Consider the following 15,883-nt stretch of genomic DNA (forward strand, 5'->3'; position numbering starts at 1 on the left):
CGCTCAGCAAGCGCTGTAAAGCGTGAGGCAAGAAAAGAGACAGGGAGAGCATGATGCTCTCCCTGTTTTATCTGGCTTGCTGGCAGAGCCAGCCTTTTTTTCGCGTTAGTCTCACGCCTTTCGCGTCAGTCCCACGCGGGGGCAAAGTCGGGATTGGCGCAGCGCTCGCCCCGATCCAGCGTGGCGATGGCGGCCATCTCCTCGCTACTCAAGGTGATATCAAGAGCGGCCAGATTGGCGGCCTGATTCTCCCGCTTGGTGGAGCTCGGGATCACTGCCATGTCCTGCGCCAGCAGCCAGGCCAGCGACACCTGCGCCGCCGATACCCCGTAGCGCTGGCCAATCTCCATCAGCAGCGGCTCGCTCAGCACCTTGCCATAGGCGAGCGGCATATAGGCGGTGACGGCGATACCCTGGGCTTTGCAGAACTCGACCACCTTGCGGTTTTGCAGCAAGGGATGAACTTCGATTTGCTGGTGAGCGATGGCCCCCGGCCCCAAAATCTCGATAGCCTGTTTGAGCTGGGCCACGGTGAAGTTGGAGACCCCGATCTCCCGGGTCAGGCCCCGGGCCTTGGCCTCGGCCAGCTGCTCCAGATAGACCGCCATCGGCACCTCATCCTTGGGGGAGGGCCAGTGGATCAGCGCCAGATCCAGATAGTTGGTGCCCAGTTTTTCCAGGCTCACCTCAAGGCTCGGGATCAGCTTGCCCGGCCCAAACTCGCTGGTCCACACCTTGGTGGTCAGGTAGATCTCGTGACGGGCAACAGTGCTGCGGGTCAGCACGGCGCCGACTTCGGCTTCGTTGTCATAGATCTGCGCGGTATCGATATGGCGATAGCCCAGCTCCAGACCGTTGGTCAGGGTGGCAAGCAGCGGCTCGCCCTTCAGGCGGAAGGTGCCCAGACCCATGGGTGGCATATTGATCATCTCGTTCCTCAATGGGGTGGTGGTTGGCCCTTGATGGGCTGAACAGAAACAGGCTCTAGGGCCAGTCAGGCGCCCAGTGGCTGATAGCGGCGAATGGTGCTGCTGGCAAACCAAGGCTCGGCCTTGGCGACAAATTCGGTAAAGTGGGGCTGCCCCTGATGGGCGGTGAGGGCGGCGTTACTCTCCCACACCTCGTAGAGCATCCAGCTGTTTGGATTGTCCAAGTCTTGGTGCAGCTGATAGCGCTGGCAGCCCGCCTCTTGCAAGGTGGCCGTAATCAGCGGCTCAAGGGCGGCGCGAAACTGGGCGGCGAATTCGGGTTTGGCTTCAAGCTGGGCAATCACAATCACGGGTGATGACATCTGAACCTCCTTGGCAAAAACGAAGGGTCAGTATGCCTGCCGTGACTTGCAGGAAACAGGGCGCTGGTCGCAAAACAGTATTGAGGGGAGAACAGCAATGGGAACCGATAAATGACACCGACAAAGTCGGTGTCAAGTGATAGTTAGATTTGCGTAGTTAGTATGGAATCGCCAAGATACAGCACTATTTTCCAGTTGTTTAGCTTGATATCTGATGCTGTCTCTCAAAAACAGAAGCATGGTGCTGATCTATCTTTTCATTGACATAGTTGTCGGTGGCCTTCACCAAGTCTTTTATAAATCTGATTACTTTTTCAAGTTCGTCACGTTTAATCAAATGAGCTGATGGAATTCCTGAATTTATAGGTTTTGAGCGATGGGCTGCATCCCCACGCTTCTTAATCCATTGATTCAATGTTGATCTGGCTTTATCTGGCTCGTAATTTGACCACCGCCATCCTTCAGTGACATCAAACCCTAAATAGTCTTGAAAAATTCGTTTTGTTTTATCGGAGCTAGGGTTGTGGAATGTTTTCAAATCTGTATGAAGTTTTTTTAATATAAAATCACCAAGATAGCTACCTTGAACAATCGCAAGCTTTTTATGCATTTCTTCGACAACACGATCTTCTACATAGGTTTCCCATGCAGTGAGTGCCATTACAAGTCCTGCTCGTTTTAGTACTTCGCTGTTTGGTGGAGGTGGGTTTGCATTTACACTATCAAAATGGGCTAATAACTCTTCAGCATCCTTTATTGCGTATTCAAATCCTTGAATGGCTTTTGACATAATCCCTTCCAGATAAAACGGTATTTAAATATTGTATGGTTGGTATTCAATGTATGGATATGAAAAACATATATACAAGAGCAGCATCATGCTAATAACAGACATTAGCATTGAATGCCGATGATACTTCATTTTTTCCAAAAAATTGCATCGGCAAGATCACAAAACAAGTTATTAATTAGTATTGTTAGATATTTGTATGAGATCACGGCTGATTATGGATATTGTTGGGGCACATCGTGTGGATGCTTCTCCCACTAACCCATCACGCACAGACCGGTTCAGCCCAGACTGCAAACTCATTGCCGCTGGGCTCAACGAAGTGGAAACGGCGGCCACCGGGGAAGTCGAATAGTGGGCGACTGATGGTGCCACCGTGTTGGCTCACCTTGGCTTGAGTCGCTTCAATATCCGCGCTGTAGAACACCAGCAGGGCGCCACCCTGAGCTGTCTGATTGCACTGATCCGCCCGATAGAATCCGCCATCCAGCCCCTCATCGGCAAAGGCGCTGTAGTCGGGGCCGTAATCAACAAACTGCCAGCCAAATACGGCCTGAAAGAAGGCTTTAGTCGCGGCGAGATCCTTGGCCGCAAACTCCACATAGTTCAGTTTTTCATGGGCTTTCATTCAGTTCGTCTCCCTCATCATCAGCATCGCTGGGCTCAGCAAGTTGCTCCCACGGGGTCAGTTTAAGCTGCTTGCGCCGTAGCCAGAGCCAGAGCCAAGATGCCATGATCAGGCCGAAGAATCCCGCAAACAGGGCTGTTTGGCGCAGGGCAAATAGCGGATCTATCCCCATGGGGTGCCAGCTGAAAAACCACATCATCATGCCCCAGACAAGACCAACGCTGATACCGAATGCCAGAACATTGGTTAGCCAGCCCTCATAGTGAGGCGGTTTAACTGGATAACCGAACCTGCGCAGCAGCCTGCACAGCGGGGGATTGTAGTTGGCATGCCATACCCCTTTGTTAGCCAGCTCCTGATGGGCGGCGGCCAGCCGTTCTTCAAATGTCATGGTATTCATCCTTGTGAAACAAGTGGTGCCATACGGTGCTTTTCAGGCTGCATTGTACTGACAAATCGCGGGTATGATGTGGGCTCGCGGTCACGTTCTTTCTCTGTATAAAAAAAGAACTGGCCTCACCGCACGCTTGCCAATCCACAGCGGCTGCGCCTATAAAGGCCTATTACTCTTGTCCGGATAACAGCAATGAAGACCCATTCTGATGAACTGACCCTGTTTGTGGCGGTGGTGGAGGCGGGCAGTTTTCGCCAGGCGGCGGAGAACCTCGGCATGGACAACTCGGTGGTGAGCCGTGGCATCAAGCGGCTGGAGGAGAAGCTCTCCACCGTGCTGCTCAATCGCACCACCCGCCGGGTCAGTCTGACCGAGGAGGGGAGCTGGTTCTATCAGCGGGCGGTGAAGATCCTGACCGAGATGAGCGAGGCGGAGGGGCATCTGCTGATGCGCCGGGAGCAACCCGAAGGGGTGTTGAGAGTCGATGCCGCTACCCCCTTTATTCTGCACCGGCTGGTGCCGATCATCGGCGAGTTTCGCCGCCGCTACCCTGCCATCGAGTTGCAGCTGCACAGCTCGGAGGGCTTTATCAATCTGATGGAGCGGCGGGTGGACATGGCCATCCGCATCGGCGAGCTGACCGACTCCTCCCTGCGTGCGCTGCCGCTGGGCCGTTCGCGGTTGCGGCTGCTGGCCTCTCCCGCCTATTTGAGCGAGCGCGGCACCCCGCGCCAACCGGCGGATCTGCTGAGCGGTCACGAGTTGCTTGGCTTTTTGCATCCCGATCACCTCAACCACTGGCCGCTGCTCAGTGCCGAGCAGGGGGATCGCTTTGCCATTACCCCCAGCCTGCGAGCCAGCAGCGGCGAAACCTTGCGTCAGCTGGCATTGGCGGGGCAGGGGATCGTCTGTCTGTCGGATTTCATGACCGGGCCGGATCGGGAGAGCGGCGCGCTGGTGGAGGTGCTGGCCCGCAGCAACAGCGGCGCCTCGCGCCCCATCAATGCGGTCTTCTACTCCGATGCCCAGCGGGATATCCGGCTGCGGGTCTGGCTTGATTTTCTGAAGGAGCAGCTGGGCAGCTATACCCTGTAGTTCAGGTTGGTTTGTGCGGTTTGTTTGAACGGTTCGTCGCTGCGGTTTGCTTAACGAAAAACAAGCCGCGCCTTCGTTGCGGCCCATCAGCATTAGCCTGGCGGCAGATAAGAAGACGGCCGACTTGAGGGTCTGCCGCCGGTTCGGGAAGGTGTGTGAGGTGAAGCGCAGTTAGCGGGGCAGTTTGCCCCATACCCGGCTGAGCAGGGCGCCGCCGATCACCGGCGGAATGGCCAGCAGCAGGGTCCACTGCCAGGAGAGGCCGCCGACGGTGGCGGCCAGTACGATACAGGTGAGCACCACCAGTTGGGCCACCATCATCAGGAAGGTGCCTTCGCGGGGGGTCAGGGTCTCTTTTTGAGTGGCGACGTGGGCTACGGGCGCTTTAGTGGTGGTCGGTTTCATGGCGATATCCCTCTGTTGAGTCTGATATCACTAAGCAATGGCCATTCCACATTTTTTCATGTTAATTATCAATGCTTTGTGAGTTTTTCGTTATTCCCGTTTCGAGAGCGCAGGCAAAATGATTTGCAAAATGAAAACGCCACCCTGTGGTGGCGTCTTGGTTATTGAGAGGGAGAGAGGGAAGCGCCGGGCCTAGCCAATCCGGTATTGGCGGATCTGCTCGTCGATGGCCTTGGCCAGTTCGAACAGTTCGCGGCTGGCGGCATTGCTCTCCTGCGCGTGTTCCCGCTGGTGTTCGGCCACCATGGCCAGCTCGTCGAGCGCCGTTCTGGCTTGCCCCATCTGTTGATTCTGCGCCTGCGCCAGCGCACTGATCTCGTTGATCTCGAGGGCGGTCTGGTTGATCTGGCTGGTGGCATCAACCAGCACCTCTCTGGCCTGATTCATCCGGTTGTATCCCTCTTCGCTCAGGTTGCGGGAGTCTGCCATCGAGCTGCTGGCCTGCCGGGTTCCCTCCTGCAGGCGCAAGATAAGATCCTGCACATCCTTGGTGGCGGTCTGGGTACGCACCGCCAGCTGGCGTACCTCATCGGCCACCACCGCAAAGCCCCGTCCCATATCCCCCGCCCGGGCCGCTTCGATGGCCGCATTGAGGGCCAGCAGGTTGGTCTGGTTCGAGACATCGCGGATGAGGTTCATGATCTGGGTGATGTTGTTGCTGTCTTTCACCACTTCATCGAGCAGGGCCGAGGAGCTGCTGATGCTGCTGCGCAAGGTGTCGAGTTGCGCGGCGCTCTGGGTCACATCCTGCTCGATGCTGAGCATATGGTTGGCGATGCGTTGGGTTACGTCGTTGACCCCTTCCGAGCGGCTGGCGATCTGCTCGGCGTTGTCGCCGATGGTGGTGACCACAGTGGTCAGCTCCTGAATGCTCTGGGCCTGCTGGCACGCTTCTCCTGCCAGTGCCTGGGCCTGCTGCATGGATTGGGACGACTGGGCGGAGAGGGCGCTCCCTGACTGCTGGAAGCGGGAGAAGCTCTGGTTCAGGCTCTGGATCAGCTGATTGAAACTCTGGGCCATCATTCCCAGCTCCGACTCGTCAGAGAAATCGAGGCGGGTCGCCAGATCCCGATCGGCGGTGATGTGGTGCATGCCATCGGCAGCCTGACGAATGGGGCGACTGATGGAGTGAGCCAGCCAGGCGGAGGCCAGCATGGCGATCCCGCCGATGGCGAGCGACACCATGATGATGAGCTGGCGGGATTCCTGCAGGCCCTCTTCCAGCTCGGCGTTGTTGATCTCGCCAATCAGCAGCCGGTTGAGGGTGGGGATGTAACGCACCGCGATGAGGTAGGTTTGCCCCTCCAGTGTTAGCGCCTCTACGGCCACCTGTTCCCGGGCATTGGGAATAAGCCGCTTGACGGTATCGAGGAAGGATTGCTGGTGGTGGGCGGCCCCTTCCACCTCCTGCTCGGGGTGGATCTCGATATTGCCCTCCATGTCCGCCAGATAGACCTGACCGCTCTTGCCGATCCGGTAGCCGCTGATGAGTTTGCTCAGGGCGCTCATGTCGATGGAGGTGCCAGCCACCGCCAGGGTCTTGCCCTCGTGGGTGACGGCGGTGTTGATATAGAGGGAGGCGCGCTTGTCAAAATCCGAGATGTCGAGGTTCAGCTCATAGGGTTTGCTGCGTTTGAGAAAGCCGAAAAACCACCCATCTTTCGGGTCTGATTCGCTCAGCGATTTCTGGGCGGTGGGACCGCCGTTGAAGTTGATCAGGATGTTGCTCTGGCGGGGGGCGATAAAGACGTTGCCGCCGATCCGCCGTTGCAGATCCTGAAAGTAGCGCTCCATGGCGGGCCACTCTTGCTCTGGCATGCCAGTGGTCAGCCAGTCGATGACAAAACGGTTGCTGGCCAGCGCCTGCGCTTCGGTCAGGTGCTGGATAAGCTGGGCGGTCAGCTGGTTGGCAATGCGATCCACGCTGCTTGGCAGCTCGTAGCGTTCGACCCGCTGCTGGGCCTGACTGTGGGATATCTGCTCGAGGATCAAGGTGATGCAGCTGATGGCGATGGCCATCAGTATCGCTACGCCAGCGAGGATCCGGGTGCGGATCCCGAGCCCTGACCAGAGTGAGTGCAGTGTAAAACGGTGTATCGCCCTCTCCATATCGCTCTCCTCATAAATAAGGTCGCATATGCGACCCAGATGATGATTATAGATAGAGAACTCAATTGCGTTGTGGTGGATGGTGACAACAGAGGGCGGCAGAAAAACAGGAGGGAGCAATGAGCGGGAAGGGGGCAGAAACCGGCAAGGGGGCAGAAACCGGCAAGGGAAAGCATAAAAAGAGAGGCCGACATTGCGGTCGGCCTCTCTGGGGTTTCTCTCAACGGAATGTCGGGTGCCCGATCAATCCTCTTCAGCCCAGCGGCGTGAACGCTCAACCGCTTTTTGCCAGCCGCTGTAACGTTTGGCGCGATCGTCTCTGTCCATCTGCGGGATGAACTCGCGGTCCACGCTGAACTTGTCTTCCAGCTCATCCGAGCTCTTCCAGAAGCCGACGGCCAGACCTGCCAGGAAGGCAGCGCCCATGGCGGTGGTCTCGATGCGGGTCGGACGTACCACCGGGGTGTGCATCATGTCAGCCTGGAACTGCATCAGGAAGTCGTTGGCTACGGCGCCGCCGTCGACTTTCAGCGCTGCCAGCTTGATGCCGGAGTCCTGCTGCATCGCATCCAGCACATCGCGGCTCTGATAGGCGATGGATTCCAGCGCGGCACGGATGATGTGGTTGCGGTTGGCACCACGGGTCAGACCAACCATGGTGCCGCGAGCATACGGATCCCAGTAGGGCGCGCCCAGACCAACGAAGGCCGGTACCAGATAGACGCCGTTGGTGTCACCCACCTTGGAGGCGAAGTAGTCGGTATCGCGGGCATCGTGGATGATCTTCAGCTCGTCACGCAACCACTGGATGGTGGCGCCGCCCATGAATACCGCACCTTCCAGCGCGTAGTTCACTTCCCCTTTCGGGCCGATGGCGACGGTAGTCAGCAGGCCGTTGCTGGAGCGAACCGGCTCGGTGCCGGTGTTCATCAGCATGAAGCAGCCGGTGCCGTAGGTGTTCTTGGCCATCCCTTTTTCAAAGCAGAGCTGGCCGAACAGGGCAGACTGCTGGTCACCGGCAATACCGGCGATGGGGATGCGGGAGCCGCCGCCACGGGTGGTGTAGCCGTACACTTCGGAAGAGGGTTTCACTTCCGGCAGCATGGACATGGGGATGCCCAGCTCGTCTAGCATCTTCTCGTCCCACTTCAGCTCGCGGATGTTGTAGAGCATGGTACGGGAGGCGTTGGTTGGGTCGGTGACGTGCACTTCGCCATTGGTCATCTTCCAGACCAGCCAGGTGTCGATGGTGCCGAACAGCAGCTCACCGTTCATCGCCTTCTCACGGGCACCTTCCACGTTGTCGAGGATCCACTTCACCTTGGTACCGGAGAAGTAGGCATCCAGCACCAGACCTGTGTTCTCGCGAACGTACTCTTCCAGACCGCGAGCTTTGAGCTCTTCGCAGATGGCGGCGGTGCGGCGGCACTGCCAGACGATGGCGTTGTAGATGGGCTTGCCGGTGGCCTTTTCCCAGACAACTGTGGTTTCACGCTGGTTGGTGATACCGATGGCGGCGATCTCTTCGCTGCGCAGGCCGGTCTTGGCCAGCACTTCGGTAAAGACAGAGGATTGGGTCGCCCAGATCTCCATCGGGTCGTGCTCTACCCAGCCCGCTTTCGGGTAGTGCTGGGTGAATTCGCGCTGGGAGGTACCGACAATGTTGGCATCCTGATCAAACACGATGGCGCGGGAAGAGGTGGTTCCCTGGTCCAGAGCGACGACATATTTCTTTTCAGCAGACATGATGTTCTCCACGTTTCTATTTTCCACGTTTTTATACGTTGGAGGGGGCCGCTCTTATGCGGCAGCCTCTTCTTTGGCGGTTTGGGTCGCTTGCTCGGTGGTGACGACACGGTTGCCCGGGACGCAGGGAGCCAGCACTTTGACATACAGAGCGGTACCAATCTGGGCGCCAACGATGGGACCAAGGATCGGAACCCAGAAGTAGGGGTTGTCACGACCACCGGTCAGGGCAACATCACCCCAGCCAGCAAAGAACGCGAACAGTTTCGGACCAAAGTCACGGGCCGGGTTCATGGCAAAACCGGTTAACGGGCCAAGGGAGGCACCGATCACCGCGATCAGGATGCCGATCAGCAGAGCGGCGGCGAAACCTTTGGGGGCGCCATTGTTGTTGTCACCCAGCGCCATGATGCCCAGCATCAGGACGGCGGTGATCACCAGCTCGACGGCGAAGGCTTGCATGTTGGTCAGCAGGGCATTGGGATAGGTGGAGAAGATCCCGGCGGTGCCGAGGCTCTCGACGCTGCCGCGCACCACGTTATGGGTCACTTCCCACTGGGTGAAAAGGTTACCATAAAGGAAGTAGACAAGGGCTGCGAAGCAGAAGGCACCGGCCATCTGGGCGATGATGTAGGGTACCACTTTGCGCTTGTCGAAACCGCAGAAGGTCATCAGCGCCAGGGTTACAGCCGGGTTCAGGTGAGCACCTGAAATGCCGCCGGTCACATAGATGGCGATGGCCACACCCAGACCCCAGGTAATGGAGATTTCCCACTGCCCGAAGTTGGCGCCTGCCAGCACCAGTGCCGCCACACATCCGACGCCGAAAAATATCAGCAGGCCGGTTCCGATAAACTCGGCGATGCACTCGCCAAGCAGGGTATTGGGTCTTTGTATGCTCATACTTTTGTTCCTTATATCCACCCGTAGAGGTTTGATGTTCCGTTTTATCTTTTTGTGTCTATCCGTTGCCGCCGAAAACGTTTCCTTGTTGTTTTTGCGTCTTGCGCAAACGTCATGCTCGTTTGCGCTCGTTATCGGTCGTGACAGAAAATAACCCTTCCCAATAATTTCACCATCCCCCCTCCATAGGAAATGTGGACAAGATCCCACTCATTGCTAAGAAAATGTGACGTAAAGCATCTTGATAACCGCCAGTTACCACTTAGGGGGTAGCTTGCAACCCTTGCCACACAAGGGTTGGCGCTTGCTGAGCGATTTCTCATTTGGAGCTTTTTTTTGTAATAAAACTGCAATATTTGAGCATGCATCACAGATTAAATGAGCGCATATGAGCACAATGGGCTCGCTTACGAATTAGTGGACTCACATGATTCGTTGGAATGGTCAGGGCATCCTCAACCGCCCATAACAACAATAAGGAAGCAGAACATGCTTAGTCTCTTCAGGCCTGCGGCGCACATCGACAGGCTCCCGGCTGACAAGGTCGACCCCTTCTACAAACGCATGCGTTGGCAGGTGTTTTTCGGGATCTTCTTCGGTTACGCCGGCTACTATCTGGTACGGAAAAACTTCAGCCTAGCGATGCCCTATCTGATCGAGCAGGGCTTCTCCCGTGGTGATCTCGGTTTCGCGCTCTCCGGGGTCTCCATCGCTTACGGTTTGTCCAAGTTCCTGATGGGGAACGTCTCTGACCGTTCCAACGCCCGTTACTTCCTCTCCGCCGGTCTGCTGCTCTCGGCTGCCATCATGTTCATGATGGGTACCATGCACTGGGCCACCTCCAGCATTGCCATCATGTTTGTGCTGTTGTTCCTGAACGGTTGGGCACAGGGCATGGGCTGGCCGCCCTGCGGTCGCACTATGGTGCACTGGTGGTCACAGAAAGAGCGCGGCGAAGTGGTTGCGGTCTGGAACGTGGCTCACAACGTGGGTGGCGGCATGATTGGCCCGCTGTTTATCCTCGGGATGGGCTGGTTCAACGACTGGCGCAGCGCCTTCTATGTGCCTGCGGCTGCGGCGGCCGCCATCGCGGTGATCGCCTTCTTCGTGATGCGTGATACCCCGCAATCGGTCGGTCTGCCTCCCATCGAGGAGTACAAGAACGACTATCCGAAGGATTACAACGAGAGCCACGAGCAGGAGTTCTCCGCCAAGGAGATCTTCGTCAAGTACGTGCTGCACAACAAACTGCTGTGGTACATCGCGATCGCCAACGCTTTCGTTTACCTCATTCGTTACGGTGTGCTGGACTGGGCGCCAACCTACCTGAAAGAGGCCAAGCACTTCACCGTCGACAACTCCTCCTGGGCTTACTTCCTCTACGAGTGGGCCGGTATTCCGGGCACCCTGCTGTGTGGCTGGATCTCTGACAAGATGTTCCAGGGCCGCCGCGCCCCGGCCGGTATCCTGTTCATGGTGCTGGTCACCCTGGCTGTGCTGGTTTACTGGTTCAACCCGGCCGGCAACCCGACCATCGACATGATGGCGCTGGTGGCAATCGGCTTCCTGATCTACGGCCCTGTCATGCTGATCGGCCTCTATGCTCTTGAGCTGGCACCGAAGAAAGCAGCCGGTACTGCGGCAGGTTTCACCGGTCTGTTCGGTTATCTGGGCGGCGCCGTGGCAGCCAACGCCATGCTGGGTTATACCGTTGACCACTTCGGTTGGGATGGCGGCTTCATGGTGCTGACCGTCTCCTGCGTGCTCTCCATCATTCTGCTGGCGATGACCCTCAAGCATGAGAACATTGCCGTTGCGGCCAAGAAAGCGGCTGCCCATAAGGCATAAAACGTGATCCTCAGCTTATTGATCCCAAAGGGGATCAGGTAAACTGCCAAAAGGCCCCGCATCTGCCGGGGCCTTTTTTCGTTTCATCATCGGAGTGCAAGCGTGAAGCAAACCCAACGACATCTGGAGATCCTGGACGTCCTGACGCGGCAGGGATTTGTCTCGACCGACGATCTGGTGACCCACTTTGACGTCAGCCCCCAGACCATTCGCCGGGATCTGAACGATCTCGCCGAACAGAACAAGATCCGGCGCCATCACGGCGGTGCCTCCCTGCATTCGAGTACCGTCAATACCGCCTACAGCGCCCGTAAAGTGATGCAACTCAAGGAGAAAGAGCGCATCGCCCGCGAGGTAGCGGCCAATATTCCCGACGGCTCATCGCTCTTTATCGACATAGGTACCACCACCGAGGCGATTGCCCGTGCCCTGCTCGATCACCGCGAGCTGCGCATCGTCACCAACAACCTCAACGTGGCCAGCATTCTGACGGCCAAGGATGACTTCACCGTCATCATTGCCGGCGGCGAGATCCGCAACCGCGATGGCGGCATCGTGGGGGAGGCGACCCGCGACTTTATCGGTCAGTTTCGCATGGACTATGGTGTCATCGGGATTTCGGGGATCGACAACGACGGCTCCCTGCTCGATTTCGACTATCACGAGGTGAAGATTGCCCAGGCCATCATCGCTCACTCCCGTCAGGTGTTCCTGGCCGCCGACCACACCAAGTTCGGTCGCAATGCCATGGTCAATCTGGGCAATCTCAGCCAGATCCACGCCCTCTTTACCGATCAGGAGCCACCGGAAAAGCTGACGCGATTGATGGCGCAACACCAGATCGCCTGCCACATCTGCTGACGGCGAAACACGCCAAGGCTGTGCCGGTCGCCCGCCAGGGCGGCCTCCTTTCTCTCCCCCATCCCTGCACCCTTCTCACCCCTTTATAGGTATTGCAAAAACCACTATTCAATCTGGTTTTTTTGGCTATTAACCCGCCGATTTTGGCCCGACGCCATTCGGTCACTTGCCGTACCACTTTTGCCACCTCTGGCGGGCTGTGGCGATCACACTTTCGCCATAAAATGTTCGTTTGTTGTATTTTCATGTTCTAAAATGAGCGAAATCAAACATTGCTGTTATAGCAATCATAAAAATGAAAGTAGGTGAACATGAGCGAACATTATGATCTGGTCGTCGTCGGTGGCGGCATCAACGGGGTCGGCATCGCAGCCGATGCGGCAGGACGGGGTCTGAAGGTTGCCCTGTTTGAGGCGCAAGATCTCGCCTCTGCCACCTCGTCCAACTCCAGCAAGCTGATCCACGGCGGTTTGCGCTATCTCGAACATTACGAATTCCGGCTGGTGAAAGAGGCGTTGGCGGAGCGTGAGGTGCTGCTCGGTATGGCGCCTCACATCGCGCGTCCCATGCGTTTTCGCCTGCCGCACCGTCCGCACCTGCGTCCGGCCTGGATGATCCGCGCCGGTCTGTTCCTCTATGACAATCTGGCCAAGCGCGACAAGCTCAAGGGGAGCTGTGGCGTGCGCTTCCTGCCGCAAGATGGCTTGACCGCGGGGATCAACAAGGGGTTTGAATATTCCGATGCTTGGGTCGACGACGCCCGGTTGGTGGTGCTCAACGCCATGATGGCCCGTGACAAGGGGGCCGACGTGCAGACCCGCACCCGCTGCATCAAGGCGGTGCGCGGTTCCAAACACTGGACGCTCACTTTGGAGCGGGAAGGGGGCGAGCAGTTCACCGTCACCTGCCGTGGTCTGGTCAATGCGGCGGGCCCCTGGGTCAAGACCTTCTATGACGAGAGCCTGCACGAGAAATCCCCCCGCGGCATTCGCCTTATTAAAGGCAGCCACATGATAGTGCCGCGCATCCATGAGCGCGAAGAGGCCTATATCCTGCAAAACGAAGACAACCGCATTGTCTTCGTCATCCCTTATCAGCAGGACTACTCCCTCATCGGCACCACGGATGTGGAGCACCACGGCAGTCCGCGGGAAGCGAAGATCAGCGAGGCCGAAATTACCTACCTGTGCAAGGTGGTCAACGCCCACTTCACTCGCCAAATTGCGCCGAAAGATGTGATCTGGACCTATGCCGGGGTGCGCCCGCTCTGTGATGACGAGTCAGACTCGCCGCAAGCGGTGACCCGCGACTACACCCTCGAACTCTCTGGCGAGTCTGACGGTGCGCCGCTCTTGTCGGTGTTTGGCGGCAAGCTCACCACCTATCGCAAGCTGGCGCAGGCCGCCTGCAACAAGCTCAAGCCTTGGTTCAGCCAGATGGGGGATGACTGGACGGCGACCAGCCGTCTGCCCGGCGGCGAGTTTGACTGCTCGGTGCGCGAGCTGGCCCGCGCCTTTGCGCTGGAGTTTGACTGGCTCGATGATCGCAGCGCCCTGCGTATTGCCGAGGCCTATGGCGCCCATGCCCGTCTCTGGCTGAAAGAGGATCGCGGCATTCACTTCGGTGGTGGCCTGTACGAGTCTGAGGTGCGCTATCTCATCGAGCGGGAGTGGGCCTGTTCACTGGATGATATCCTCTGGCGCCGCAGCAAGCTGGGGCTGCGCCTGAACGAGTCAGAGCAGCAGATGCTGCAGATCTGGCTCGACCAATACCATCAGGCTCTGCGCAAGGCGAGCTGATGTGTGACGGTGGGCAGTGCGCTGCTGCCCACCGCTTTCCACCGAAAATATGCAACAAACCTCTGATAGAACAATTACCTACACACAATAATAAAGAGCATCACATATGAAAAAACTCGCCGTTTCCCTCATCGCCTTGAGCCTTGGGGCATCCCTCTCATTACCCGTGTTGGCTGCCGATGAAGGCAAGGTGGTGATCGCCCACCGTGGCGCTTCCGGCTACCTGCCCGAGCATACCCTGGAGTCCAAGGCGCTGGCCTATGGCATGGGGGCTGACTATCTGGAGCAGGATCTGGTGATGACCAAGGATGACCAGCTGGTGGTGATGCACGATCACTTCCTCGATGGCATCACCGATGTGGCGGCGCGCTTCCCTGGCCGTGCCCGTCCGGACGGTCGTTACTATGTGGTGGATTTTACCCTGGATGAGGTGCGTTCCCTGCGTATGACCGAGCCGTTCCAGCTGGTGGATGGCAAGCAGGTGCCGGTTTATCCGGCCCGCTTCCCGCTCTGGAAGTCAGACTTCAAGATCCATACCTTCCAGGAGGAGATCGAGATGATCCAGGGGCTCAACAAGAGCACCGGCAAGAACATCGGCATTTATCCGGAGATCAAAGCACCCTGGCTGTTCCGTCACGAAGGTAAGGATATTTCCAAGGCGGTGCTGAAGGTGCTCAAGGAGTACGGCTACACCGGGAAGGATGACAAGGTCTATCTGCAGTGCTTCGATGCCGATGAGCTCAAGCGCATCAACAGCGAACTGATGCCCGCCATGGGTATGGATCTGAAACTGGTGCAGCTGATGGCAGAGACCGACTGGAACGAGACCATGGTCTACGACGCCAAGGGCAAGGCTACCCCCTACAACTATGACTGGATGTTCAAGCCGGGGGCGATGAAAACCATCGCCAGCTATGCCGAAGGGATTGGCCCGTGGAAACCGATGATCGTCACCGAGCCGGGCACTTTGGGCAAACCGGTCTTCACCGGTATAGTAAAAGAAGCCCATGCGGCGGGCCTGAAAGTTCACCCCTATACCTTCCGTCAGGATGAGGGGCAGATCCCGGCCTATGCCAAGGACTTCACCGATCTACTTAATATCTTCCTCTATCAGGCCGATGTGGATGGGGTGTTCAGCGACTTCCCCGACAAGGCGGTGGCCGTCATCAAGGCCCATCAAGAGGCGGCCAAATAGCACTCTGGCGCCATTTGAATGCAAAGCGAGGCCAATTGGCCTCGCTTTTTGTTTCAGGTTCCCGCAACGGGAGTGTGCGTCCTGTCAGAAAATAGCCAGATCACGTCATGGTGTGCCGGATCTGCATCATTTTACGCAGTTTTTACGTAGCAGATCGCTGGCATGAAATCGGCAGAGCGGTTAGTCTAGCGGCGTTGAACCAACCCCATGAGGTACAGATGAAAACCGTATTGCGTTTTAGCCTGCTGGGCGCCTTGTTGCTGGGTGGCCATGCCTTCGCCGCCGAGCCGAAAAAATTTGATATCAGCATGTTCCCAGCCGCTGACGTGAATCAGGAACGTGTGGTGATCCGCCTGCCTGAAGTCGAAAAAGAAGCCGACATGATGGTCGAGCTGCAGGTCGGCAAAAAGATGATGGTTGATTGCAACGTACCGCGTTTTGCAGGCAACCTGGAACAGCACAGCGTCAAAGGCTGGGGCTACAACTACCTGAAACTGGGCAAAGTCTCCGACCCCATCAGCACCCTGATGATGTGCCCGGATAACCAGCAGAAAGAGACCTTCGTCCAGATCTACGGTCAGGGCTTCTTCGTGAACTACAACTCAAAACTGCCGTTCGTGATTTACGTGCCGCAGGAGTATGAAGTGCGCTACCGTCTGTGGCGTGCCGACAACCTGGCCCAACCGGCCATGATTGAGTAAGCATGTTTGAACCATAGGTTCAGCTGGTTCACCTGATGTGATAAATAAAGCGCCGTAT

General features: G+C 57.3%; 15 protein-coding genes. 6 read left to right on the forward strand and 9 right to left on the reverse strand.

The features are described 5' to 3' along the window. Positions 1 to 125: 125 nt before the first annotated feature. The 5 genes from dkgB to OKC42_RS02725 all read right to left on the reverse strand — a co-directional run bounded on the left by dkgB (position 126) and on the right by OKC42_RS02725 (position 3,100). Positions 126 to 929 carry a 2,5-didehydrogluconate reductase DkgB gene (gene dkgB, locus OKC42_RS02705; RefSeq protein WP_139434693.1) on the reverse strand — a complete coding sequence of 268 codons (804 nt, stop codon included), beginning with the start codon at positions 927 to 929 and terminating at the stop codon, positions 126 to 128. 65 nt (positions 930 to 994) lie between these two features. Then, on the reverse strand, positions 995 to 1,291 hold the full coding sequence (locus OKC42_RS02710; RefSeq protein WP_270819037.1) for a putative quinol monooxygenase: 297 nt from the start codon (positions 1,289 to 1,291) through the stop codon (positions 995 to 997). A 199-nt stretch (positions 1,292 to 1,490) separates the two neighbouring features. Then, entirely contained in the window at positions 1,491 to 2,081 is a 591-nt protein-coding gene (locus OKC42_RS02715) for a HEPN domain-containing protein (protein WP_082044030.1), read from the reverse strand. A 265-nt stretch (positions 2,082 to 2,346) separates the two neighbouring features. Then, positions 2,347 to 2,709, reverse strand: coding sequence for a VOC family protein (locus OKC42_RS02720; RefSeq protein ID WP_270819038.1), 363 nt, complete (start codon positions 2,707 to 2,709; stop codon positions 2,347 to 2,349). Further along, the gene (locus OKC42_RS02725; RefSeq protein WP_270819039.1) at positions 2,696 to 3,100 is read right to left on the reverse strand and encodes a DUF6404 family protein; all 405 of its coding nucleotides are present in this window, start codon (positions 3,098 to 3,100) and stop codon (positions 2,696 to 2,698) included. The genes OKC42_RS02720 and OKC42_RS02725 overlap by 14 nt, the downstream gene beginning before the upstream one ends. A 195-nt stretch (positions 3,101 to 3,295) precedes the next feature. Here OKC42_RS02725 and OKC42_RS02730 point away from each other — a divergent pair, with 195 nt between their 5' ends. Beyond that, a complete protein-coding gene (locus tag OKC42_RS02730; protein ID WP_199428414.1) occupies positions 3,296 to 4,198 on the forward strand; it encodes a LysR substrate-binding domain-containing protein in 903 nt (300 codons plus the stop codon). A gap of 171 nt (positions 4,199 to 4,369) precedes the next feature. Here OKC42_RS02730 and OKC42_RS02735 read toward each other — a convergent pair whose 3' ends face one another. The 4 genes from OKC42_RS02735 to OKC42_RS02750 all read right to left on the reverse strand — a co-directional run bounded on the left by OKC42_RS02735 (position 4,370) and on the right by OKC42_RS02750 (position 9,421). Next, positions 4,370 to 4,603 carry a hypothetical protein gene (locus OKC42_RS02735; protein WP_199428413.1) on the reverse strand — a complete coding sequence of 78 codons (234 nt, stop codon included), beginning with the start codon at positions 4,601 to 4,603 and terminating at the stop codon, positions 4,370 to 4,372. Between the two features lie 192 nt (positions 4,604 to 4,795). Further along, positions 4,796 to 6,772: a methyl-accepting chemotaxis protein gene (locus tag OKC42_RS02740; protein ID WP_270819040.1), complete on the reverse strand. Its 1,977-nt coding sequence runs from the start codon at positions 6,770 to 6,772 to the stop codon at positions 4,796 to 4,798. A gap of 243 nt (positions 6,773 to 7,015) precedes the next feature. Beyond that, positions 7,016 to 8,518, reverse strand: a complete 1,503-nt coding sequence (gene glpK / locus OKC42_RS02745) for a glycerol kinase GlpK (RefSeq protein ID WP_005337546.1) — start codon at positions 8,516 to 8,518, stop codon at positions 7,016 to 7,018. Between the two features lie 54 nt (positions 8,519 to 8,572). Beyond that, the gene (locus tag OKC42_RS02750) at positions 8,573 to 9,421 is read right to left on the reverse strand and encodes an MIP/aquaporin family protein (protein WP_005350866.1); all 849 of its coding nucleotides are present in this window, start codon (positions 9,419 to 9,421) and stop codon (positions 8,573 to 8,575) included. Between the two features lie 489 nt (positions 9,422 to 9,910). On the opposite strand from OKC42_RS02750, the gene glpT reads away from it, so the two are divergent. The 5 genes from glpT to eco all read left to right on the forward strand — a co-directional run bounded on the left by glpT (position 9,911) and on the right by eco (position 15,825). Continuing rightward, a complete protein-coding gene (glpT, locus tag OKC42_RS02755) occupies positions 9,911 to 11,269 on the forward strand; it encodes a glycerol-3-phosphate transporter (protein WP_005337540.1) in 1,359 nt (452 codons plus the stop codon). A gap of 102 nt (positions 11,270 to 11,371) precedes the next feature. After that, a complete protein-coding gene (locus tag OKC42_RS02760) occupies positions 11,372 to 12,130 on the forward strand; it encodes a DeoR/GlpR family transcriptional regulator (RefSeq protein ID WP_005347045.1) in 759 nt (252 codons plus the stop codon). Positions 12,131 to 12,441: 311 nt separating this feature from the next. Next, positions 12,442 to 13,929, forward strand: a complete 1,488-nt coding sequence (gene glpD / locus OKC42_RS02765) for a glycerol-3-phosphate dehydrogenase (RefSeq protein WP_005350869.1) — start codon at positions 12,442 to 12,444, stop codon at positions 13,927 to 13,929. 106 nt (positions 13,930 to 14,035) lie between these two features. Continuing rightward, on the forward strand, positions 14,036 to 15,124 hold the full coding sequence (glpQ, locus tag OKC42_RS02770) for a glycerophosphodiester phosphodiesterase (protein ID WP_127005842.1): 1,089 nt from the start codon (positions 14,036 to 14,038) through the stop codon (positions 15,122 to 15,124). A 218-nt stretch (positions 15,125 to 15,342) separates the two neighbouring features. Beyond that, entirely contained in the window at positions 15,343 to 15,825 is a 483-nt protein-coding gene (gene eco, locus OKC42_RS02775; protein ID WP_005337529.1) for a serine protease inhibitor ecotin, read from the forward strand. The last annotated feature ends 58 nt before the right edge of the window (positions 15,826 to 15,883 follow it).

Origin of the sequence: Aeromonas sp. Y311-2, from assembly GCF_027706025.1 — a bacterium.
GTDB lineage: Bacteria > Pseudomonadota > Gammaproteobacteria > Enterobacterales > Aeromonadaceae > Aeromonas > Aeromonas veronii.

Coding starts and splice junctions, on each gene's coding strand:
- dkgB (WP_139434693.1), bottom strand. CDS start 929: ATGATCAATATGCCACCCATGGGTCTGGGCACCTTCCGCCTGAAGGGC.
- OKC42_RS02710 (WP_270819037.1), bottom strand. CDS start 1,291: ATGTCATCACCCGTGATTGTGATTGCCCAGCTTGAAGCCAAACCCGAA.
- OKC42_RS02715 (WP_082044030.1), bottom strand. CDS start 2,081: ATGTCAAAAGCCATTCAAGGATTTGAATACGCAATAAAGGATGCTGAA.
- OKC42_RS02720 (WP_270819038.1), bottom strand. CDS start 2,709: ATGAAAGCCCATGAAAAACTGAACTATGTGGAGTTTGCGGCCAAGGAT.
- OKC42_RS02725 (WP_270819039.1), bottom strand. CDS start 3,100: ATGACATTTGAAGAACGGCTGGCCGCCGCCCATCAGGAGCTGGCTAAC.
- OKC42_RS02730 (WP_199428414.1), top strand. CDS start 3,296: ATGAAGACCCATTCTGATGAACTGACCCTGTTTGTGGCGGTGGTGGAG.
- OKC42_RS02735 (WP_199428413.1), bottom strand. CDS start 4,603: ATGAAACCGACCACCACTAAAGCGCCCGTAGCCCACGTCGCCACTCAA.
- OKC42_RS02740 (WP_270819040.1), bottom strand. CDS start 6,772: ATGGAGAGGGCGATACACCGTTTTACACTGCACTCACTCTGGTCAGGG.
- glpK (WP_005337546.1), bottom strand. CDS start 8,518: ATGTCTGCTGAAAAGAAATATGTCGTCGCTCTGGACCAGGGAACCACC.
- OKC42_RS02750 (WP_005350866.1), bottom strand. CDS start 9,421: ATGAGCATACAAAGACCCAATACCCTGCTTGGCGAGTGCATCGCCGAG.
- glpT (WP_005337540.1), top strand. CDS start 9,911: ATGCTTAGTCTCTTCAGGCCTGCGGCGCACATCGACAGGCTCCCGGCT.
- glpD (WP_005350869.1), top strand. CDS start 12,442: ATGAGCGAACATTATGATCTGGTCGTCGTCGGTGGCGGCATCAACGGG.
- glpQ (WP_127005842.1), top strand. CDS start 14,036: ATGAAAAAACTCGCCGTTTCCCTCATCGCCTTGAGCCTTGGGGCATCC.
- eco (WP_005337529.1), top strand. CDS start 15,343: ATGAAAACCGTATTGCGTTTTAGCCTGCTGGGCGCCTTGTTGCTGGGT.